General features: G+C 33.2%; 24 protein-coding genes, 1 rRNA gene, 1 other RNA gene and 1 pseudogene. 18 read left to right on the top strand and 9 right to left on the bottom strand.

Annotated elements, in window-relative coordinates; genetic code table 11:
* The first annotated feature begins 16 nt into the window (after positions 1 to 16).
* The 6 genes and pseudogenes from AAHM86_RS04750 (at position 17) to AAHM86_RS04725 (ending at position 2,746) form a co-directional block, all read left to right on the top strand.
* Complete coding sequence (locus AAHM86_RS04750; protein ID WP_342267459.1) at positions 17 to 673, top strand: transposase; 657 nt, start codon at positions 17 to 19, stop codon at positions 671 to 673.
* 103 nt (positions 674 to 776) lie between these two features.
* Positions 777 to 914 (top strand): hypothetical protein, encoded by a 138-nt coding sequence (locus AAHM86_RS04745; RefSeq protein ID WP_342267458.1) that lies wholly within the window; start codon positions 777 to 779, stop codon positions 912 to 914.
* Positions 914 to 1,156: a hypothetical protein gene (locus tag AAHM86_RS04740; RefSeq protein ID WP_342267457.1), complete on the top strand. Its 243-nt coding sequence runs from the start codon at positions 914 to 916 to the stop codon at positions 1,154 to 1,156. The genes AAHM86_RS04745 and AAHM86_RS04740 overlap by 1 nt, the downstream gene beginning before the upstream one ends.
* Positions 1,138 to 1,370 (top strand): annotated as a pseudogene (locus tag AAHM86_RS04735) (transposase). Before AAHM86_RS04740 ends, AAHM86_RS04735 begins: the two are co-directional and overlap by 19 nt.
* A 179-nt stretch (positions 1,371 to 1,549) precedes the next feature.
* Complete coding sequence (locus AAHM86_RS04730; protein WP_342267455.1) at positions 1,550 to 2,329, top strand: IS3 family transposase; 780 nt, start codon at positions 1,550 to 1,552, stop codon at positions 2,327 to 2,329.
* Positions 2,330 to 2,341: 12 nt separating this feature from the next.
* Complete coding sequence (locus AAHM86_RS04725; protein ID WP_342267454.1) at positions 2,342 to 2,746, top strand: integrase core domain-containing protein; 405 nt, start codon at positions 2,342 to 2,344, stop codon at positions 2,744 to 2,746.
* Positions 2,747 to 3,275: 529 nt separating this feature from the next.
* Here AAHM86_RS04725 and AAHM86_RS04720 read toward each other — a convergent pair.
* Both AAHM86_RS04720 and AAHM86_RS04715 read right to left on the bottom strand, forming a co-directional pair.
* Positions 3,276 to 3,764: an IS630 family transposase gene (locus AAHM86_RS04720; RefSeq protein WP_342267453.1), complete on the bottom strand. Its 489-nt coding sequence runs from the start codon at positions 3,762 to 3,764 to the stop codon at positions 3,276 to 3,278.
* 62 nt (positions 3,765 to 3,826) lie between these two features.
* Positions 3,827 to 4,102, bottom strand: coding sequence for an IS630 transposase-related protein (locus tag AAHM86_RS04715; RefSeq protein WP_342267452.1), 276 nt, complete (start codon positions 4,100 to 4,102; stop codon positions 3,827 to 3,829).
* 93 nt (positions 4,103 to 4,195) lie between these two features.
* Between AAHM86_RS04715 and AAHM86_RS04710 the strand changes: the two genes are divergently transcribed.
* Positions 4,196 to 4,324 (top strand): hypothetical protein, encoded by a 129-nt coding sequence (locus AAHM86_RS04710; RefSeq protein WP_342267451.1) that lies wholly within the window; start codon positions 4,196 to 4,198, stop codon positions 4,322 to 4,324.
* 440 nt (positions 4,325 to 4,764) lie between these two features.
* Here AAHM86_RS04710 and AAHM86_RS04705 read toward each other — a convergent pair.
* From AAHM86_RS04705 to AAHM86_RS04695, 3 genes are all read right to left on the bottom strand, one after another.
* Positions 4,765 to 6,267 (bottom strand): 16S ribosomal RNA (locus AAHM86_RS04705).
* A gap of 214 nt (positions 6,268 to 6,481) precedes the next feature.
* Positions 6,482 to 7,630, bottom strand: coding sequence for an FAD-dependent monooxygenase (locus AAHM86_RS04700; protein WP_342267450.1), 1,149 nt, complete (start codon positions 7,628 to 7,630; stop codon positions 6,482 to 6,484).
* The gene (locus AAHM86_RS04695; protein WP_341748154.1) at positions 7,630 to 7,890 is read right to left on the bottom strand and encodes a monovalent cation/H+ antiporter complex subunit F; all 261 of its coding nucleotides are present in this window, start codon (positions 7,888 to 7,890) and stop codon (positions 7,630 to 7,632) included. The genes AAHM86_RS04700 and AAHM86_RS04695 overlap by 1 nt, the downstream gene beginning before the upstream one ends.
* A gap of 114 nt (positions 7,891 to 8,004) precedes the next feature.
* Between AAHM86_RS04695 and AAHM86_RS04690 the strand changes: the two genes are divergently transcribed.
* The 6 genes from AAHM86_RS04690 to AAHM86_RS04660 all read left to right on the top strand — a co-directional run bounded on the left by AAHM86_RS04690 (position 8,005) and on the right by AAHM86_RS04660 (position 12,744).
* Positions 8,005 to 9,006, top strand: a complete 1,002-nt coding sequence (locus AAHM86_RS04690) for an NAD(P)/FAD-dependent oxidoreductase (RefSeq protein ID WP_342267449.1) — start codon at positions 8,005 to 8,007, stop codon at positions 9,004 to 9,006.
* On the top strand, positions 9,006 to 9,890 hold the full coding sequence (locus AAHM86_RS04685) for a bifunctional 5,10-methylenetetrahydrofolate dehydrogenase/5,10-methenyltetrahydrofolate cyclohydrolase (protein WP_342267448.1): 885 nt from the start codon (positions 9,006 to 9,008) through the stop codon (positions 9,888 to 9,890). The genes AAHM86_RS04690 and AAHM86_RS04685 overlap by 1 nt, the downstream gene beginning before the upstream one ends.
* Positions 9,887 to 10,690, top strand: a complete 804-nt coding sequence (locus AAHM86_RS04675) for an outer-membrane lipoprotein carrier protein LolA (protein ID WP_410521542.1) — start codon at positions 9,887 to 9,889, stop codon at positions 10,688 to 10,690. Before AAHM86_RS04685 ends, AAHM86_RS04675 begins: the two co-directional genes overlap by 4 nt.
* A gap of 36 nt (positions 10,691 to 10,726) precedes the next feature.
* Positions 10,727 to 10,822: signal recognition particle sRNA small type (gene ffs / locus AAHM86_RS04670), an RNA gene on the top strand.
* Positions 10,823 to 10,851: 29 nt separating this feature from the next.
* Positions 10,852 to 12,408 carry a DNA polymerase III subunit gamma/tau gene (gene dnaX, locus AAHM86_RS04665; protein WP_342267447.1) on the top strand — a complete coding sequence of 519 codons (1,557 nt, stop codon included), beginning with the start codon at positions 10,852 to 10,854 and terminating at the stop codon, positions 12,406 to 12,408.
* Between the two features lie 12 nt (positions 12,409 to 12,420).
* Positions 12,421 to 12,744 carry a YbaB/EbfC family nucleoid-associated protein gene (locus tag AAHM86_RS04660; RefSeq protein WP_342267446.1) on the top strand — a complete coding sequence of 108 codons (324 nt, stop codon included), beginning with the start codon at positions 12,421 to 12,423 and terminating at the stop codon, positions 12,742 to 12,744.
* Between the two features lie 142 nt (positions 12,745 to 12,886).
* Here AAHM86_RS04660 and AAHM86_RS04655 read toward each other — a convergent pair whose 3' ends face one another.
* Together AAHM86_RS04655 and AAHM86_RS04650 are read right to left on the bottom strand one after the other, a co-directional pair.
* Positions 12,887 to 13,453 (bottom strand): cell cycle transcriptional regulator TrcR, encoded by a 567-nt coding sequence (locus AAHM86_RS04655; RefSeq protein ID WP_342267445.1) that lies wholly within the window; start codon positions 13,451 to 13,453, stop codon positions 12,887 to 12,889.
* Between the two features lie 121 nt (positions 13,454 to 13,574).
* Positions 13,575 to 14,291: an OmpW family outer membrane protein gene (locus tag AAHM86_RS04650; protein WP_342267444.1), complete on the bottom strand. Its 717-nt coding sequence runs from the start codon at positions 14,289 to 14,291 to the stop codon at positions 13,575 to 13,577.
* 178 nt (positions 14,292 to 14,469) lie between these two features.
* Here AAHM86_RS04650 and AAHM86_RS04645 point away from each other — a divergent pair, with 178 nt between their 5' ends.
* From AAHM86_RS04645 to tyrS, 5 genes are all read left to right on the top strand, one after another.
* A complete protein-coding gene (locus tag AAHM86_RS04645) occupies positions 14,470 to 15,357 on the top strand; it encodes a DMT family transporter (RefSeq protein WP_342267443.1) in 888 nt (295 codons plus the stop codon).
* Between the two features lie 527 nt (positions 15,358 to 15,884).
* Complete coding sequence (locus tag AAHM86_RS04640; protein ID WP_342267442.1) at positions 15,885 to 17,138, top strand: MFS transporter; 1,254 nt, start codon at positions 15,885 to 15,887, stop codon at positions 17,136 to 17,138.
* A 123-nt stretch (positions 17,139 to 17,261) separates the two neighbouring features.
* Complete coding sequence (locus AAHM86_RS04635) at positions 17,262 to 17,498, top strand: DUF2312 domain-containing protein (protein ID WP_342267441.1); 237 nt, start codon at positions 17,262 to 17,264, stop codon at positions 17,496 to 17,498.
* A gap of 16 nt (positions 17,499 to 17,514) precedes the next feature.
* Entirely contained in the window at positions 17,515 to 18,420 is a 906-nt protein-coding gene (gene secF / locus AAHM86_RS04630; protein ID WP_342267440.1) for a protein translocase subunit SecF, read from the top strand.
* Positions 18,421 to 18,529: 109 nt separating this feature from the next.
* On the top strand, positions 18,530 to 19,765 hold the full coding sequence (gene tyrS / locus AAHM86_RS04625; RefSeq protein WP_342267439.1) for a tyrosine--tRNA ligase: 1,236 nt from the start codon (positions 18,530 to 18,532) through the stop codon (positions 19,763 to 19,765).
* Positions 19,766 to 20,020: 255 nt separating this feature from the next.
* On the opposite strand, the gene AAHM86_RS04620 is transcribed toward tyrS, so the two are convergent.
* Positions 20,021 to 20,212: a hypothetical protein gene (locus AAHM86_RS04620; protein WP_342267438.1), complete on the bottom strand. Its 192-nt coding sequence runs from the start codon at positions 20,210 to 20,212 to the stop codon at positions 20,021 to 20,023.
* Positions 20,213 to 20,295: 83 nt separating this feature from the next.
* On the bottom strand, positions 20,296 to 21,492 hold the full coding sequence (locus AAHM86_RS04615; protein ID WP_342267437.1) for an IS3 family transposase: 1,197 nt from the start codon (positions 21,490 to 21,492) through the stop codon (positions 20,296 to 20,298).
* Positions 21,493 to 21,576 lie beyond the last annotated feature (84 nt).

Here is a 21,576-nt window from a genome sequence, read left to right as displayed (position 1 = left end):
CATCGTTCTCTGCAGGTTGAGGTTTCGTAGCTTCTGTAAATTCCTCAGCATAAGCGAGTTTGCCAATGCTCTAGAATGGTTAGAGGAGAATCAAGAAAAGATAGAACTGAAATTATTTAAAACTTATCAGAAGCACAATAACGTACCTTCAGTTATGCTTTTATACGATGTCACTTCCAGCTATTTCGAAGGAACAGAGAATGAACTTGCGGAATATGGGTACAATTGGGATAAAAAGAAGGGTAAAAAGCAAATAGTGATAGGTCTATTAACTGATGATCATGGCGAACCTTTGGCTGTTAGAGTTTTTAAGGGTAATAGTGCTGATCCTTCTACCATTTATGAGCAGATAGAGCTAGTAAAATCTAATTTTGGTATTAAGAATATCGTCTTTGTTGGTGATAAAGGAATGATTAAGGAGGCAGGCAAAGAAGCCCTGACCAAAGAAGGATGGGACTATATTACAACCTTAAGTAAAGTTGAGATTGAAAGCTTAGAGAAAAGCGGAGTTTTGCAATATAGTTTTTTTGAAGAACAGCTATGCGAAATAACTAGTAATGGTAAAAGATATATTTTAAGAAAAAATGGTTCTATAGCCCGAAAAGTTGAGTTTGATAGGAATAACCGAGTTGAAAAACTAGTTAGCAAGGTGGAAGAACGTAATATAACCTGAGTTCGATATAAGTGTAGAAGGATTATATAAAGATATAAGGGTTGAGGTGTAGTGGGAAGTGAATTAAAGTTACTAATTTTAACTGACAATTAAAGAGGTAACTATGTTGGCTTCCCTAGAGGAAATATTCTGTTCAATTGATGATTTTTGTAAGTATTTTGATAAAAATAATCAAAATTATTTTTTAGCAAATTCAGGCAAGAAAAGAAATAAGCCCTGTAGCATGAGTTTTTCGAGATAATGACTATTATAATATTGTTTCATATTAGTCATTATCGAATCTTTAAATACTATTATATTGACTGCGTACAAAGAGTTCTAAAAGCTTATTTTCCAAAGGTAGTGAGTTATAATAGATTTGTTGAATTAATGGAAAGTAGCTTGATGCCCCTTACTATTTTTTTACATGGCATTACCGATAAAGAAACAGGAATATATTTTGCAGATTCAACAACACTAGATGTTTGTCATATAATCATATAAAAAGAGAAAAAAGGCACAAGGTCTTTAAGGGCATAGCAACAAAAGGCAAAAACTCAATGGGATGTTTTTTGGCTTAAAACTTTACTTGATAATTAATAATGAAGGTGAGTTAATAGCTTGTAAAATGACATCTGCAAATGTTAATGATCGTTTTCCTGTAGCAAAGTTAATGAAAAATTGTAAGGTTGGCTATTTATTGATAAGGGGTATTTAGGATGACCTATTATTAAGCAGCTTAAAAAGCAAGCTGTAGATATATTTACCAAAGTAAGAAAGAACATGAAAGCACGTATAATGACAGAGATTTATAATGGACTGAAGAAAATGGACAAAAAAATAGAGTTAAAAGTTTCCTAATTAAGATAAAATAATAAGAAAAAATTAGGAGAAAAAATGACAAAAGAAAAAGTAAGAGTTTTTAGTGCTGAAGAAAAAACTAGGATAGTATTAGAAGTGCTGAAAGAAGAGAGTCTATTATCAGTGATAGCATCAAAATATGAGATAAACTCCAAGACAATTAGTAATTGGAAAAAACAATTTATATCAAATGCAGCATTGGCTTTTGAACCAGCAAAACTGGTAAGTAAATATCAGGAACAAATTAATATGCTGAAAGAACAAAATGATGAATTAGCGAAAACTCTTGGAAAAACAATAGTAGAGAGAGATTGGGCTGTGGGAAAGCTACAAAGCTTGGACTTATCAAATAGAAAAGAACTTGTCGATTCCAAGCTAGCAATGTTACCAAAGACAAGGCAATATGAATTATTAAAGATTAATCGTTCTTCAATGTACTATAAAGCAAAACCATTTAGTGGGTATAACTTAAATATTTTAAATAAAATAGATGAAATATATACTGATAATCCTGAATTTGGTTATCGTTATATCCATAGACAATTATTAGAAGACGGCGTGGTTATTGGTAAGGATCGGGTTCTAAAATATATGAACATGATTGGCATAGAGGCTATTTATCCAAAGAGGAAAAAGTTAACATCTGGAAAAGATAAACAGCATAAAATTTATAGTTATTTGCTTGATAAATATTGGTCTAATCTAGGTACAAGTAAAACTGTAGATGTACCTAACGCTAACGAGGTTTGGAGCGGAGATATCACTTATGTTAGAACTAATTCGGGATTTATGTACATGGCGGCAATTATAGATTAGCATAGTAGAGCTGTGTTGAGTTATAAATTGTCAAATAGTATGGATGTAAGTTTGGTAACTGAAGTATTGCGGGATGCACTTAACAAATATCCTGCACCGCAGATATTTAATAGTGATCAGGGCAGTCAATATACTAGTCATGAACACATTGAAATTTTACAAGAGCATAACATTAAAGTTTCGATGAATGGTAAAGGAAGAAGTATTGATAATATAATTATGGAGAGATTTTTCCGAACTTTAAAATATAATTGTATATTTATTAATGATTTTAAAGATGTTAAAGAGCTAAAGAGTGGTATTGATGATTACATCAATCACTATAATTATAGAAGATTCCATTCAAGTATTGGTTACAAAAAGCCTATGAATATCTATCTAAATTCTATACAAAATTATGAACAAATTGCAGCTTGAAAAATGCAAAAATGGGAAACAACATTATTATTTCAAATTGAGCATTCAAGGCATCGAAGTCCAACTAATGCATTTGTTTCAATATAATCTCAGGGTTTATAGCTTCAAGCCACGCAAACCAGCAATAAAGCCTAATAAATTAAAAGCACAAAAATTGCTCCTTACGTTAAACTGAGGTTACTATATATGTATCAACGCATAAGAAAGCAAAGCTAAAAACTGGTTTAAATAATATTCAAAAAATTGCTGAAGAATGGCGGATAGATAAATTTATCAACCTAAAATTAGACGGCAACCCAATAGTGGTTGAAATTGATTAAGATAAGAAAAAAGAGTTATTTGCTCTTGATGGTTGTTATGCGATTGAAACACAGATTGAAATTAAACTGATGAGTAAAGAATTGGTTGATAAAGCTTACCATAATTTACATGAAGTAGAATCGAATTTTAGCAGTATGAAGACGGGATTACTCGAAGTAAGGTCGATTTTTTTAAGGAAAAGCAATATAGCTAATCCTATATAAAAGGGTTACGGGAAAAAGTCTTTAAAGAGCTGATCTATATTACACTGGTATTTTCTACGAATAGATTTTGCTTGAGCCCATTTATGCTCAATTAGATTTAAATCAGGACAATATGCTGGTAAATATTCAAGGATATAGCCAGCTTTTCTTACATCATCCTGCATATCTTTGTTCTTATGAAAACTAGCATTATCTAAAACTATCACACTACCATCAGGTAATTTTGGCATTAAATCTTTTTTTAACCAATTCGAAAAAGTTTGAGTATCAATATTATGTTCAAAAAGACTAACTGTTAATAGTGTATTTCCTAGTAATGCACCTATAGCATTAGTCCGTCCTTTAGCCCCCCAATCTTGCTGACCAAAACATCTTTCTCCTTTTACAGCATAACCATGAGTACGAGGCATATCATGAGCAAAACCACTTTCATCTAAATATACAATAGGTTTCCCATCTTTTTTATGTTCACTAATTTTATTCTGAAAAATCAATCTCTCTTCTTCTTTGGCTTTCGGATGCTTTATAGTTTTTTATATAAGTAACATTTAAACGTCTAAGAGCATGCCAAAATCCCAGTCTTACTTACTCCCAACCTCTTTGCCCTCTCATAGTTGTAAGTATCAGGATATTCTTTAATATCTTGTTTTAATAATCCCATATCTATTTTGGTGGCAGGTTTATTACGAGTTGTCCTAGCCTCTAGTCTGTTTGTCCAACGAACTAATGTTGTCTTCCCTATACCAAAACGTTTTGATGTTTCTGCAAAACTTAACCCTTCTTTTTCTTTTATCTTAAATACTTTCTTTCGAAAATCTATTGAATATGTCATAATGATATCATTATATCCTATTTATTGGGACTTGGCTATAGAACAAAGGGACATGTATTTGTCTGTATGTTGGCATTAAAAATATGGCACTATATGAAAAATAAGTTGAAACAGGGTCGTGGAGTAACTAAGGATGGTAAATATAATGTGACCATTGAGGAAGCATTAAGAAAGTTAGAAAAATATGTTTTTTATATTACACTATCAAAGGTTGTAAAGTAGCAAGATTATCAAAATTAACGGCTCTTCAGCAACATTTATTCAATTTATTTGATCTAACAATGCCCCAAATAACAAAATCTGCAAAATGATAAAATGTAGTCAGTAAAGAAAATTTAATTTTCTATCCCATACACCGCATACTAACCTCGTTTTATGGCACAATTTTGATCCTATCCATCTCGAAGATAAGTCGCGTAGGAATAATGGTTTGACTACGTTTCGTTCGCTCGTCACCCGTACGCCTAACTAACCAACTCTTAAAATTCATCAAGTATATATATTGGGAAATATTTATTTTGCTAGGCTTGGTGAATATAAAAAAATACTTAAAGAAAGAGCTGTTTTTAAAATTTGATAAACAATCAGTTAAAGGTAGTGACAGCGAAAGTCGGACTTGAGCAAATATTACAAAAGTAATAACATGCTATAATTAAGTCTTTAAAGGAGGTAATCCAGCCGCAGGTTCCCCTACGGCTACCTTGTTACGACTTCACCCCAGTCGCTAATTTTACCGTGGTTGGCTGCCTCTTACGTTAGCTCACCACCTTCAGGTAAAACCAACTCCCATGGCGTGACGGGCAGTGTGTACAAGGCCCGAGAACGTATTCACCGCGGCATGCTGATCCGCGATTACTAGCGATTCCAACTTCATGCTCTCGAGTTGCAGAGAGCAATCCGAACTGAGATATCTTTTAGGGATTTGCTCCACGTCACCGTCTTGCTTCCCTCTGTAGATACCATTGTAGCACGCGTGTAGCCCAACCCATAAGGGCCATGATGACTTGACATCGTCCCCACCTTCCTCCGGCTTATCACCGGCAGTTTCCTTATAGTTCCCAGCATTACCCGCTGGCAAATAAGAATGAGGGTTGCGCTCGTTGCGGGACTTAACCCAACATCTCACGACACGAGCTGACGACAGCCATGCAACACCTGTGTGTGGTCCAGCCGAACTGAAGGGATGCATCTCTGCTTCCCGCGACCACCATGTCAAGGGTTGGTAAGGTTTTTCGCGTAACATCGAATTAAACCGCATGCTCCACCGCTTGTGCGAGCCCCCGTCAATTCCTTTGAGTTTTAATCTTGCGACCGTACTCCCCAGGCGGAGTGCTTAATGCGTTAGCTACGAAACCGAAAGAAATTCTCCCGATATCTAGCACTCATCGTTTACGGCGTGGACTACCAGGGTATCTAATCCTGTTTGCTCCCCACGCTTTCGTGCATCAGCGTCAGTTGTAGCCTAGATGACCGCCTTCGCCACCGGTGTTCCTCCTAATATCTAAGAATTTCACCTCTACACTAGGAATTCCATCATCCCCTACTACACTCTAGATTAGTAGTTTTGAAAGCAGTTCCGAGGTTAAGCCTCGGGCTTTCACTTCCAACTTACTAAACCGCCTACGCACTCTTTACGCCCAGTAATTCCGAACAACGCTAGCCCCCTCCGTCTTACCGCGGCTGCTGGCACGGAGTTAGCCGGGGCTTTCTTGGTCAGGTACTGTCATTATCTTCCCTGCTGAAAAGGGCTTTACAACCCTAAGGCCTTCGTCACCCACTCGGTATTGCTGGATCAGGCTTTCGCCCATTGTCCAATATTCCCCACTGCTGCCTCCCGTAGGAGTCTGGGCCGTGTCTCAGTCCCAGTGTGGCTGATCATCCTCTCAGACCAGCTACAGATCGTTGGCTTGGTAGGCCATTACCCTACCAACTACCTAATCTGACGCGGGCTCATCCATCAGCGATAAATCTTTCCTCCGAAGAGAATATACGGTATTAGCATTTATTTCTAAGTGTTATTCCGTACTGATGGGCAGATTCCCACGTGTTACTCACCCGTTTGCTACTAACTAATTCAGAGCAAGCCCTAAATTAATCCGTTCAACTTGCATGTGTTAAGCATACCGAAAGCGTTCGTTCTGAGCCAGGATCAAACTCTCAAGTTTGATTCTGTCTACTTTTTATTCAAAAAATTGACAGGTTTAATTTATCACTTTTAGTGATAAGTACATTTTGCTGTCACTACCTATATCTGATTATTTACTTTTAAAAACAGCTACGAACAATTAATGTTCGTCTTTTCGTAGGAGTAGTTATATGCAAAATCTACCATCCTGTCAACTGGTATTTTGAACTTTTTTTATAATTTCCTTATTCATTTTATCTACGACCCATGGCATACTCTACTAGCAAATTCTTAATAGGCTGTATATTATCAATAGTTTTAAGCCCCAAACGTCTTAGATACCACAAGGGTTTTGAATGGTTTGAGAAAATACTATTTAAGCTTTCAGTAATCATATACATATGAAAATTATCATTTTGTCTTAATTTTTGATATCGTTCTAGCATTCCTGTACTTATAGCACTAATAGCCACTAATTGAGTTAAAGTTTCAATATCCTTTATTCCTTGATTCAAAGCCTGACCAGCTAGAGGATGAATTGTATGGGCACTATCTGCCACAACTGCTATTTTATTATAAAAATATTTACTAGCTATACGAGCCTTTAAAGGAAAAGAGCTAATAGTACTATCTAAAGCAATAGACCCTAAAGAATTCCCACAATTTTTACTTACTAAATACTCAAATTCTTCCTTTGGTAAGCTCATCAATAATGCAGCCTGCTCTTGCCCAGTAGTCCATATTATAGATGAGGCCTTTTGGTCTCTGAGAGGTAAAATGGCAAAAGGACCAGATGGCATAAAATGTTCAATAGCACAATTTTCGTGATCTTTCTCATGCTTAATATCAAACGTTAAGGCAATTTGGTTATAGGTTTTCTCTATTTTATTAAAAAAATAATATTGACGAACTTTAGAATTACGTCCATCACAAACAATCAATAAGTTACTATTCATAGTCTTATGGTCATCTAGATATATGGTTGAATGATTAGGTTTACTATCAACTTTTTTATAATCACACTGATCAATTACCTTAATCAAAGGGTTTTTTCTAACATTTGCTAGTAATATTTTTTTAAATTCACTATTTTTTACTATATAACCTAATGCATCATTTCCCTTAATATTTGACATACATAGCATCTCTGGTGCTTTATTATCAACAACATAGACGTCCAACATTTTGCTAGCTATCTTCTCAATCTCAAACCATACATTAAGGCCTCTTAGAAACTGCATAGAAGCAGGGGTTAAGGCGGTCGTTCTGATATCAGTACAAAAATTATCAGAATTTATCGATTGATACTCAAGGATGGTAGTCTTAATATCCTCTTTCGCAAATGATAATGCCGTAAGCATACCACTGAAACCACAACCCAATATTATTATTTGTTTTTCCATCACATCACATTATTAGATTGATTGATAAAATACTTTAAATATGCTCCACTTGCTATAAAACTTAAGAGAAAATAAATTATAGCAATGTCTAGATAACAATTATTCATTTTAAATGAACCAAGAAAACAAATGAATAAGGTTATTATACTAGTTAAACTATTTAGCACTAAGAGTTTGACAAAAATATTTACATTTTTAAGTAATAAATAGATCATTAAACCAATAAACAAAATATTGATAACTAAATAAAAATTTATCATAGACCTAATTTTCAAGCAAAATGTTTACAACCTAGTTGATTATTTGTCCATTCTAGCATAATATCCTGGTATCACTAAGAGTTTTACGATTTTTTATTTATAAAAATTTATTTTATGCACGACACTGATATCATAATAATTGGAGCAGGTCCAGTTGGGTTATTTGCTATTTTCCAAGCTGGAATGCTTGGTATGCGTTGCCATGTTGTTGACTCGCAAGCAATAATAGGCGGGCAATGTAGCATACTTTATCCAGAAAAACCGATATACGACATACCAGCCTACCCTAAAATTATGGCAGAAGAGCTGGTAGCACAATTGGCATTGCAAGCAAAGCCGTTTGAGCCGGTTTATCATCTCGAACAGCAAGTTATACAATTGAAAAGAGAAGAGGGGTTTTTCCAAATTACCACTTCTAAAGACACCCTAATTACTGCTAAAGTTATTATTATAGCTGCTGGATGCGGTTCTTTTAGACCTAATAGACCTCCATTACCTAATATAGAAGCATTTGAGGGAAAATCAGTATTTTATTTTATCAATAACCGCAATAGTTTTGCCAACAAAGAAATTGTAATAGCTGGTGGAGGCGATTCGGCTGTAGACTGGGCAATATCACTATCTGAAATTGCTAAAAAAATATATTTAGTGCATAGGCGTGAGAGATTTCGGGCAGCGAATGAAAGTATAAGGCAACTCAAAGAACTAGCAAATAGTGGCAAAATTGAGTTGGTAATTAATTATCAACTAGAGCATTTAGTAGGAAAAGATGGTATCCTAGAAGCAATCGGAGTAAAGGATTTTGAAGGGAATATTCGCACCTTACCAGCAAATATATTATTGCCATTTTTTGGACTTAGCCAAGAACTTGGTCCGATAAAAAATTGGGGATTAAATCTCAAAACTAATCATATAATTGTAGAACCTTCATATTTTGAAACAAATATTTCAGGCATTTATGCAATTGGCGATATTGCTAGTTATCCGGCAAAATTAAAATTAATTCTTACTGGTTTTGCCGAAGCAGCTAGCAGCTTACATCACGCCTATGGCAGGGTATTTGAGGGTAAGGCCTTACACTTCGAATATTCAACTACCAAAGGAGTGCATAAATAGTGAATGAACGTAGTAATATAATCAATGGTAAATATGTTGCAGAACAAATATTATCTAAGTTAAGGGCAGAGATTAATTTAATCAAGGAGCAACACAAGTTAGTACCAACTCTTGCTATTATACTAGTGGGTGATAACCCAGCTAGTAGTATATATGTAAGAAATAAGATCAAAGCAGCAGGAGCAATTGGTATGAACGCTTTGCAAATACATTTGCCTAATGAAATTCAAATTGACCATATACTAAATGAAATCAATATACTCAATAATGATTCAAATATCTCTGGGATCATCGTACAACTCCCCTTACCCCAACATATCAATAAAGATTTGATTTTATCTGCTATTGACCCTAGCAAAGATGTTGATGGTTTTCATCCTATAAATGTTGGGTATCTACATAGTAACTCAGGCGATGGCTTTATACCCTGCACAGCCCTCGGCTGCATTGAGTTACTTAAACACGTTGAGAAAAATTTAGCTGGCAAAAATGCTGTAGTTATAGGGCGTTCTAATATTGTAGGTAAACCATTATCAGCTTTATTACTTAGAGAAGATTGTACTGTGACGATATGCCATTCAAGAACTCAAAATTTAAGTTCTATAACTTCCCGTACTGATATAGTAATATCTGCTATTGGATATCCTTTAGCATTAACAAAAGAATATTTCAGTCCTAACTCTATAGTTATTGATGTTGGTATTAGTAAACTTCCTAATAGCGACAAGATGGTAGGAGACGTTGATTTTACCAATGTTGTTGATAAAGTGAGATATATAACCCCAGTTCCAGGTGGTGTTGGACCAATGACTGTCGCTTATTTGCTAAAGAATACACTTAAAGCAGCAAAACAAAATATAACACATATTAGGTATAAAAGATGAGCTGGCTTTGTAAAGGTATTATTGCCATTTATTGGTTTCTAACCATAGCCTATGCTGAAGTAGAGTTCTTGCATAACTCTACTTCTACTGGTAATTTGGGCGTCGGGACTAGACTCGAATCCTCACGTACACTAGAGTACGCTACGGTTCTGCGTTCCGATCCTCCTACAAATTCCCTAGTAGAAGCGAATTCTGCTAGAGCTATAATATTAAAGAATAGACCTTTTGATAACAAAGCTATTGATCAACTTAAAATATATTTACGTGAAATAAAATCCATGGCTGTGGACTTTAGCCAAGAGGATTCAGCAGGGAATAAAGCTGAAGGTAAGTTATTAATAAATAAGCCTTCTAAGTTTCGATGTAATTATTACCCACCATTCCCTTTGGTAGTTATTGGTAATACTAATTATGTTTCTGTGTATGATTATGATATGAAACATGTAAGTCGTATTAAGGCAGAGGAGAATGTATTTAATTTTTTATTAGAAGATAGTATAGATTTTGATAAATATTTCAAAATTGAGTCAGTAATAGATCAAGATAATATGTTTAAAATTACTATTTATCATACTTTATCAGAGCGGCGTAGTCAGATTACCTTTGATAAAAAAACTAAACAAATAAAAAAGCTAGAAATACTTGAAGATGAAAATGTTATTACCATAATATTTAATCATATTGCAAAAGTACAAAAATTTGATGATGATTTATTTAAGCTTAAGAATCCAGACATATTCGGAACACCAAGTAGACTGACAAAAAACGATATAGAAAAAAAATACAATTTAGCTACTTAAATAACTTGCCTCTAGATGATAAAAGAACTATTTTATCATGTGCTAGTAGTGGGCATTGGTGCTGTTCAGGTGGTCAGGTTCGAAAGGAAGCAGCCAAAATAGTCTCTAGTGGGTCATTACTAGCATACTCTTCTGTTTTCAAGAATTGGATTTGAAATCATTTGAGTAGATCATATTTTTGTGAATATACCATAGTGACAAAAACAACTGACCAATATATTAATTTTGCTAGAAAATATCGCCCTACTAATTTCTCTGAGCTATACGGACAAGAAGTTTTAACAAAAATTTTAAGCTATACTATTCTAAAAAATCGTATATCTCAAGGTTATCTTCTTACTGGTATTAGGGGTGTTGGCAAAACTACTTCAGCACGTATTATCGCTAAAACTATTAATTGTACCAATCTGATAGTTGAAGGTGATAGTATTAAACCTTGTGAGAGTTGTCAGAATTGTAGCAGTTTTAATAAAAATAACCATCCCGATATAATTGAAATTGATGCTGCTAGCAAGACAAGTGTTGATGATATCCGTAAAATAATAGAAAGTAGTGAATATAAGCCGCTAATCGCTAGGTACAGTATCTTCATAATTGATGAAGTTCATATGCTCTCTAAAGGTGCATTCAACGCTCTACTTAAAATCCTTGAAGAACCACCAGCACATGTAATATTTATATTTGCTACTACTGAACCACAAAAAATTCCATTAACCGTAATTTCTAGATGTCAGCGATATGATTTAAGGAGGCTAACATTTGATGAGATTTTTCAATTGCTTCAGTCCATCGCTAAAAAAGAACAGTTAAACGTTGAGATAGAGGCTCTTAGAATAATTGCATCTAGATCTGATGGTTCAGCTAGAGATGCAGTTTCAGTACTAGACCAAGCAACAAGCTTGGCAGCAGGAGACTTGATCACTCCTGAAATCGTTTATCAAATACTTGGTTTGGTGGATACAGCTAGTATAGTTAAGTTTTTTGAATATATTATTCAAAAAGATGCTGCTAAATCTATTGATTTAGTAAACAATCTCTATATGTCTTCAGCAAATTTAGAAACTTTTGTAGCATTAGTTGCTGATTTTACTGCCTATCTTAGTAAAATAAAGATATTACCTAATTATCAAAATTCTATATATGTATCTTTTAATGATAATGTTACAAATATTCTAACAAAAATTACTCTTCCTCAATTATCTATTATTTGGCAAATATATAGTAAAGGAATTATAGAGATGAAAACTTCACATAATCAATTGATAGAAGCTGAAATGCTGGTGATAAAATCTATTTACTCCCAAATGTTACCATCGCTAGAAGAATTAGTGGAATATAATGATGGGGAGCAACTAGAACAACCGGTATTACAACAATCAACTAAGAACTATCAAATTACCGGTTTTCTTGAGTTTTTACATTTGCATAATGAGATGGAAGTTTATTACAGATTACTAAACCAAGTGGAGTTAAAATCTTTTGTTCTTCAAACTATAGAAATTGCTGGAAGCGATCTCAACACAAAAATAAAAGAACAAATTACTAATTTATTATTTGCTTGGTCAGGAAAAACTTGGAATGTTATCATTACAAAACAGTTAAAAATAATCACTCTTAAAGAACAATTGCTAAATAAAGTAAAATCAAGTCAAGATTGGAAAATTTTAATACAACACTTTCCAAATGTTACAATTTCAGATATTTTGTTAGAAAATTAAAAGGTACATAGTATGACAAATTTTAATCAATTTTTAAAACAAGCTCAGTCAATGCAGAAAAAAATGCAAGCAATGCAGGAAAAAATGGCAAATGCTGAATATTTTGGAAAAGCAGGTGGTGGGTTAATAAATATTACCGTTAGTGGTCGTGGAGAGGTTCGAAAGGTCTCTATTGATTCCTCTTTGCTTAAAGAAACAGAGAAGGAATTATTGGAAGATTTAATTGTTGCTGCTTTCAACGATGCTAAAAGCAAGGTCGATGAAGATTCACAAAACTCTATGTCTGATGCTTTAGGTAATATTGGTTTGCCACCTGGACTAAAGATGCCATTTTAAATCCTCCCAACTTCCGCATAGAGGATTTGTTACATGGATCATGAGTAGGTCATTCCCGCATAGGCGGGGATCTATAATATCTCATAGCCTTTGCAGGCATGTCTATAGCAACTACCGATCGCGGCTTTTAAATTGTCCTGACTTACTCTTTAACAGTTTTTTCTTGCTTAGATAAAAGCTGTACTTGCTCAATACTCTTGTCTAATTCTACTTGACTACAAATTCCAAGTAAAACTGGATCACGTGGGCGAATGTTTTTCATGTTCCAGTGACTACGATCACGGATAGCTTCTATGGTTGACTTAGTAGTACCAACGAGTTTTATAATTTGATTATCTAAAATTTCTGGACAATTTTTAAGTAACCAATATATCGCGTCTGGTTTATCCTGACGTCTAGCAATAGGAGTATATCTAGATTGTTGTTTTTTCTTTGTACTTACCAAATCATAGGCACTACTCACAAAAAGTCTTAAACTACTACTTGGATCTTTCGTGCAACGCATTATTTCTTCTTTAGTTAATTGTCCTCCAGCAATAGGATCTAGCCCCATAATACCTTGAGATACTTCACCATCAGCAATACCTTTAATTTCAAGCTCATGAACCCCACAAAAATCAGCTATCTGCTTAAACGTTAAAGCAGTATTATCAATCAACCAAATAGCAGTTGCTTTAGGCAGTATAGGTAATTTTTGTTGTGAACTCATAGTAAAAAACTAATAATATAATATTAATATGTCTAGAAAAGATATAGTCTCTTCTAACTAATAAGTCAACAATAGACATCTTAGACTATTTCAATTTCTCGTTTAATTAGGTCAGGCAATCCTAAAACCTAAAACCAATACCTACTGCAATCATTAACGGATTAAACCTTACTTTAGATGATATAGGTTGTTTTACTAAACTATTTTTATAATCAACTTTGGTATTAAGAAAATACTGCCTTACATCTAAGTTAATCAATGTATCATCCTTAGCATATAAGTCAACCCCGATCTGTAATACAGCACCGTGACCATTTTTGACGGTACATCCTTTAGATTTACTGAACATATAAGCTCCATGATAACCAACGCCAACATAAGGTCTAATAGCACCAAAGGGAGCTATATGATATTGTCCCGTAACAGTCAGGGGTATCATATAAAGATCTTTTCTCTTACCAACATCTGCTGGATTACCACCATAATTATAAGCCACATTCTTTAAACTATTATTTTTAGGACGTAATACATTAAAACCTAAAGATAACTCTGCAGCAACATTACTAGCAAAGAATATTGATGTAGAAGCATCAAAACCGTAACCATTTTCAACAAAATTACCAATCGATACTGGGCTTGCGGCGGTAGCCTTAGGAAAGCCTTTTTGCTTTGCACTAGATTTTATCCCCCCCCCTCTTATTTTAAACACAAGATTACCTTCATTTTCATAATAATCGGCATCATAGTCATTATTAGTTAAATCAGAATTAGCAAAGCTAGAGATACTTACACAACTTAACAATAACAATATTCCAAATTTTTTCGTGACTTTTATCATAACTATAAACCTTTTCTTGCTTTAAATATATTGCTGTATTATATATATTCTTTCTTATTTGGAAATCAAATTGATAATAAGATTTTTAAACTTGTTTAACATTAGTGACACTATAACACTAAATATAGAAAACACTAATACAAAAAATATAAAAAAATAACGAATTAAGGTCTATACAATGAATAATAAATTAAACACTTATTTTGTTGGTATTGGTTGGTTTATATTAAGCTTGATAAGTAGTGTAACTAATGACATAATAGCAAAATATCTTGGACTTAGGCTACATAGTTTTGAGGTGGCTTGTTTTCGCTTTTTCTTTAGTGCTTTAATTCTTGTCCCTTTTATTTTATATTATGGGAAACAGACTCTTACAACTAATCATCCTTTTATACATATTGTAAGAGGGGTTTTATTGTTTTTTGGTATGACGTCTTGGACTTATGGTCTCAGTATTGCCCCAGTGACTACTGCTACAGTTATTAGTCTTGCTACACCTTTATTTACTCTAGTGCTAGCAGTGTTTTTCTTAAATGAGAATATTATTTGGCAAAGATGGGCAGCAACTTTATTTGGTTTTATTGGTATTGTTATTACCCTGAGACCTCATGCTAGTGACTTTAATCCACAGATATTGATTTTTGTTTTAGCTGCTATAGCTTTTGCCATGTTAGATATTATCAATAAGAAATTTGTAGTAAAAGAATCAATGATTAGTATGCTATTTTATTCTGCTTTAGTAACATCTTTAGTATCAATACCATCATCAATAATGTATTGGCAAACACCTACCAGTTCAGAATTTATTTTGCTATTTACCTTAGGAGCTGGGGGTAGTTTAATCTTATTTTTCTTATTAAAGGCTTTCTCTCTAGTTGATGCCACAGCCACAGCCCCTTATAGATATTTAGAGTTAATAATTTCAGCATCAGCTGGATATCTTGTGTTTAATGAAATCCCTGAAAACAGTACTTTATACGGAGCATTGATAATAATACCTGCAACATTGTTTATAATATATTCTGAGAAAGGAAATATAACACAAAATGATAAAGCTACTGCATGAAGAAGCACTCACAATACCTCTATTCGATATAAGAATTGTTAATTCTTATATCGAATAGGCTTGTTATAAGGAAAAATGCATTCTTGAAGCGGCTGGCATGAATGTATTCTGATCTATTATTAGCAAATGAAATATTTAACAATCAGGCACAAACCGCTTTAAGCTTGATTGTTTACATTTTCTGTACAAACATATTAGTGGAATAAATTTTTGATATATACTGCAAAAAATTGAAGAATTTAGAAGAGAAAATTCTATAACGATGTCATCCGAGCTACAGCACATAAGTGTTAACTTAAGCAACCTCGATGTTATCCCAGCGTAAGCTGGTATCTAAAAAAAGTAGTTCGAAGTATTGTTGAGCATTTTTAGACCCCTGCTTTCGCAGGGGTGACATAGTGGCTAGTAGAAATGACATCGTTTGTAGGGAATAACATCTCTCATTCCAATTTCGGATTAATGAAATTAATCCGAAATTGAGGTTAATAAGCATTCTAACCCTTAACACCAATGAAATAATAAAAAATATGAATAAACGTAAGTTGGTTTTTGCAAGCGGTGTAGCAAATGCATTTGAGTGGTATGATTACGCACTATTTGGTTACTTTGCTCCTATAATAGGAGCAAAGTTCTTTTTTCCTGGATCAAGTCCTAGCTCGTCTTTATTGCATGCTTTTTTGGTATTTGCTATCGGTTATTTAATGAGACCAATAGGTGGGGTATTTTTTGGGATACTGGGAGATCGTTTTGGTAGAAAAACTGCTTTAAGTACATCTATATTTTGTATGTCTCTGCCAACGGCACTAATTGGCATATTACCAACTTATGACAATATAGGTGTTACCGCAACTATATTAATGATTCTACTTCGGATGCTGCAAGGTTTATCAATGGGCGGAGTACTTACTGGCTCAATTGCATTTGCTATTGAACATACAGGTAAGGTACATCGTGGCTTTACTGGCAGTATACCAATGTCCAGTATTTGTATTGGTCTATTATTTGGATCACTCATTTCGCAGCTTATACAAAGCCTTTTATCAGGACAACAATTTAATGATTGGGGGTGGAGAATACCATTTTTATTAGGAATTTTTATTTTATTTGCTGGACTTTATATAAAAAAATATACCAGTGAAACCCCTAGTTTTCAAAGTATAAAAGAAAATGGTGGGATTTTAAAATCTCCTCTGAAAAAAGTTATCTCTGTATATTGGATTGATATGTTAATATCAATCTTCATCAATTCTACAGGTTCAGTAATATTCTATCTACAAGCTACTTATCTAATGTCATTTTTGAGGATAAATCGTGGTTTTACCGATGACCAAGTTAGCAATTTAGCTAATTATTGTTATATAATCATGGCTATTGTTACTTTATGTTCTGGCTATTTATCTGATGTAATTGGTCGAAAGAAAATTTTTGTGATTAATTTACTGGTAATTATTTTAGTTATTCCTTTTTTGATGAATGTAATTGAAACTGGAGAATTTTATTTTATAATTATATCTCAAATCGTATTATCAATTTTAGCTGCTTGTTATATTGGTCCTGAACCTGCACTGCAAGCTGAATTTTATCCAACCAATATCAGAAATACTGCTTTATCATTGTCTTATAATACAGCAACCAGTATTTTTGGTGGTACAACACCTTTAATACTAGAATATCTTGTACAAAAAACTGGTACTATTACTTCATATATTTATTATGTAATTGCTTGTGCTATTTCAAGCCTAATAGCTCTTTGTTTTTATAAGGATCGTTCAAGAGGGTAACAACTAATCTAAAAATTTTTCTAGTATTTATAGCAAAATTATCTATAAACTACTTAGTGGTTTGATAAAAATAATATATACTAGCCATATTACAATTTTTGATAAACAATAAACTTTAATTTTATGACAGAAGTGATAGCTAAAGAACAATTAGAACAATATATAAATCAAATAGAAGGGCTTGAACAAGAAAAAGCTGAATTATCTGAAGCAATAAAAGATATATTTGATGCAGCCAGCTCTAGTGGCTTTGATATCAAGGCCATGAAATCGGTGTTAAAACTAAAAAAACTTGATAGAAATAAGCTAGCTGAACAAGATGCGATCTTAGAATTGTATAGACAAGCTCTCGGTATATAAATTAAAGAATTCAATAATGCAATTATATCCATTAAGGCTTTTACCTGATAAAATCAACTTTGATTTTATCAGATTTAAAAAAGTAAGTTATATGATATCCATTATTTTATCTCTTGTAAGTATTATTTGGATAGGGATTTACAAATTTAATTTTGGTATTGATTTTGCTGGTGGGATTGTTATAGAAGTGCGGCTTGATCAAGACCCTGATTTAACCAAAATGCGTGAAGTGCTTAATAACCTTAAGATTGGTGAAGTAGTATTGCAAAATTTTGGTAATCAGCATGATTTGTCAATACGAGTTGGCAGCAATAGTGAAGATATTTTAATGCAAAATATTGAGCTTATCAAATCAACTTTAAAAAACCAATTTCCTTATAAATTTGAGTATCGTAAAGTAGATTTTGTTGGTCCACAAGTTGGTACTCAACTGATAAAATCAGGAATAACAGCACTAATTCTTTCGTTTCTTGCCATAATGGTTTACACTTGGGTTAGATTTGAGTGGTATTTTGGGCTTGGTATACTTGTAGCTTTATTACATGACGCCATATTAAGCTTAGGTTTTATGAGTGTAATGAGGCTAGACTTCAATTTAAGCTCCATAGCTGCTATTCTTACCATAATAGGTTATTCTGTGAATGATTCAGTAGTTATCTATGATAGAATCAGAGAAAATTTACGCAAATCACATAAGAAAGTAATGCCACAAATTATTAATCTGAGTATTAATGAAACTCTGTCTAGGACTATTCTAACAGTTGTTACAACCTTACTCGCAAACCTAGCTTTGGTAATATTTGGTGGGGAAGCTATTTATAGTTTTAGTGTATTAGTGTTTTTTGGTATAATAGTTGGTACATATTCATCTATTTTTATATCTGCTCCTATATTGACCTACTTCAAAAACTTGAAGAATTGATAAATCAATTTTCAAGTTTTTGGATAAAAGTTAAGTGGCAGGATTGAAGTAGAGACCTTCAATCCTGCTACAAAATAATAATAAATATTAAAAAAAATTAGTTTAAAAAATGTTTATTAAAAATTTTGATAGTAAAGGTTTTCTATATCAATGTACTGATTTAGAAAAACTAACAGAGCTAATGAAAAACAGTAAAATATCTGCTTATATTGGTTTTGATTGTACAGCACAATCTTTACATGTAGGTAGTCTGATGCAAATTATGATACTGCGTTTATTGCAACAATATGGTCATAAACCAATAGTACTCCTAGGAGGGGCAACTAGTAAAATTGGTGATCCTACTGGTAAAGATGAGGCAAGGAAATCTTTAACAAAAGAAGAAATTGCCCAAAATGCTGAAGGTATAAAAAAATCATTATCAAAATTTATTAAATTTGGTACTGGGGAAAATGATGCAATATTAGTTGATAATTCAAATTGGCTAGAATCGTTAAATTACTTAGAATTTCTTCGCAATTTTGGTAGTTTTTTTTCTGTGAATCGTATGTTATCTATGGACTCTGTAAAATTACGTTTAGAGAGAGAGCAACATATGAGTTTCTTGGAATTTAATTATATGTTACTACAAGCCTACGATTTTTATCATTTAAATAAACTATATGGTTGTTCTTTACAAATAGGTGGTAGCGACCAGTGGGGTAATATAGTAATGGGTGTTGATTTTACAAGGAAACTAACAGGTAATGAAGTCTTTGGTATGACTACGCCCTTACTAACAACTGCTTCTGGCAACAAAATGGGCAAGTCTGTTGGTGGAGCTGTGTGGCTAAATGAGGATATGTTAAGTCCGTACGATTATTATCAATATTGGCGGAATTGTGAAGATCAAGATGTGGTCAAGTTCGCAAAATTATATAGTGAGTTAGGAGAAGATGCCATGCAAGAGTTTATCTTACTTAGTGCATCTGATATTAATAGTGCCAAAAAGCAATTAGCCTTTAATTTAACTAAACTTTGTCATGGTAAAGAGGCAGCTATGACAGCTTTAGAAACAGCTACCAAGCTTTTTGAACAAGGAGAAATTGATTGCAATTTACCAACTATTTATCTAGAACAGGGGAGGTTAGCTCTAGGTATTCCAGCATATGAATTACTTTATGAAGCAGGTCTTGCTAAATCAAAATCCGAAGGACGTCGGTTGATTAGAGGGGCTGGAGCAAAAATCAATAATCAACTAATCCAAGATGAAAATATGGTTGTTGATTTAACTTTTATGCAGGACAACCAGGTTATTAAGATATCCGCAGGTAAGAAAAAACATGTATTGATCAGGTTGACATAATAGTGAACGAAAAAATATATCTCTTTGGCAAACTCGTTTATGTGCAAGGATTTAAAGAAGCCACGAAACCTTGACCCGCAGCGGACGATGATGTACGTAAGGAGCAGAGTACCAAGAGTACGAATAAATTACCAGCAGAAGTAGAGTTTGCCAAAGAGATATATTATTATACCATTTCCCAAAACTAAATTGCTACTCGGAGTACGAGTGTCGGCTACCTTCGCGTACAACTAGTCACACTACTGGACAAAAAGGTTAGGTTGGTTGCACAAAGTGTAACTTAAACAATTTTATGATTAAGGAATCAAAAAATTGCTTAGAACGACTATAAGCTTGTTTAATTGATCTTATACCTAACTGTAGTACAGAATAACTCCTACATCCTAGCGTTTTCTTCATTTTTATCGGTTGCTCTTGCTCTCCAATTGCTCCTATTTTTATTGCCATTGCATATGCTATAAATAAACATGATACTGGACTGAAAAATCAAGACAAAAAAATAATAATATTGTTTCCCATTTTTGCATTTTTCAAGCTGCAATTTGTTCATAATTTTGTATAGAATTTAGATAGATATTCATAGGCTTTTTGTAACTAATACTTGAATGGAATCTTCTATAATTATAGTGATTGATGTAATCATCAATACCACTCTTTAGCTCTTTAACATCTTTAAAATCATTAATAAATATACAATTATATTTTAAAGTTCGGAAAAATCTCTCTATAATTATATTATCAATACTTCTTCCTTTACTATTCATCGAAACTTTAATGTTATGCTCTTGTAAAATTTCAATGTGTTCATGACTAGTATATTGACTGCCCTGATCACTATTAAATATCTGCGGTGCAGGATATTTGTTAAGTGCATCATGCAATACTTCAGTTACCAAACTTACATCCATACTATTTGACAATTTATAACTCAACACAGCTCTACTATGCCAATCTATAATTGCCGCCATGTACATAAATCCCGAATTAGTTCGAACATAAGTGATATCTCCGCTCCAAACCTCGTTAGCGTTAGGTACATGTACAGTCTTAGTTGTACCTAGATTAGTCCAATATTTATCAAGCAAATAACTATAAATTTTATGCTGTTTATCTTTTTCAGACGTTAACTTTTTCCTCTTTGGATAAATAGCCTCTATGCCAATCATGTTCATATATTTTAGAACCCGATCCTTACCAATAACCACGCCGTCTTCTAATAATTGTCTATGGATATAACGATAACCAAATTCAGGATTATCAGTATATATTTCATCTATTTTATTTAAAATATTTAAGTTATACCCACTAAATGGTTTTGCTTTATAGTACATTGAAGAACGATTAATCTTTAATAATTCATATTGCCTTGTCTTTGGTAACATTGCTAGCTTGGAATCGACAAGTTCTTTTCTATTTGATAAGTCCAAGCTTTGTAGCTTTCCCACAGCCCAATCTCTCTCTACTATTGTTTTTCCAAGAGTTTTCGCTAATTCATCATTTTGTTCTTTCAGCATATTAATTTGTTCCTGATATTTACTTACCAGTTTTGCTGGTTCAAAAGCCAATGCTGCATTTGATATAAATTGTTTTTTCCAATTACTAATTGTCTTGGAGTTTATCTCATATTTTGATGCTATCACTGATAATGGACTCTCTTCTTTCAGCACTTCTAATACTATCCTAGTTTTTTCTTCAGCACTAAAAACTCTTACTTTTTCTTTTGTCATTTTTTCTCCTAATTTTTTCTTATTATTTTATCTTAATTAGGAAACTTTTAACTCTATTTTTTTGTCCATTTTCTTCAGTCCATT

Source organism: Candidatus Tisiphia endosymbiont of Empis tessellata (genome assembly GCF_964031035.1).
Classification (GTDB): Bacteria; Pseudomonadota; Alphaproteobacteria; order Rickettsiales; family Rickettsiaceae; genus Tisiphia.
The sequence above is the reverse complement of the archived record's forward strand: the minus strand, read 5'-3'. Positions and strand labels throughout refer to the sequence as shown.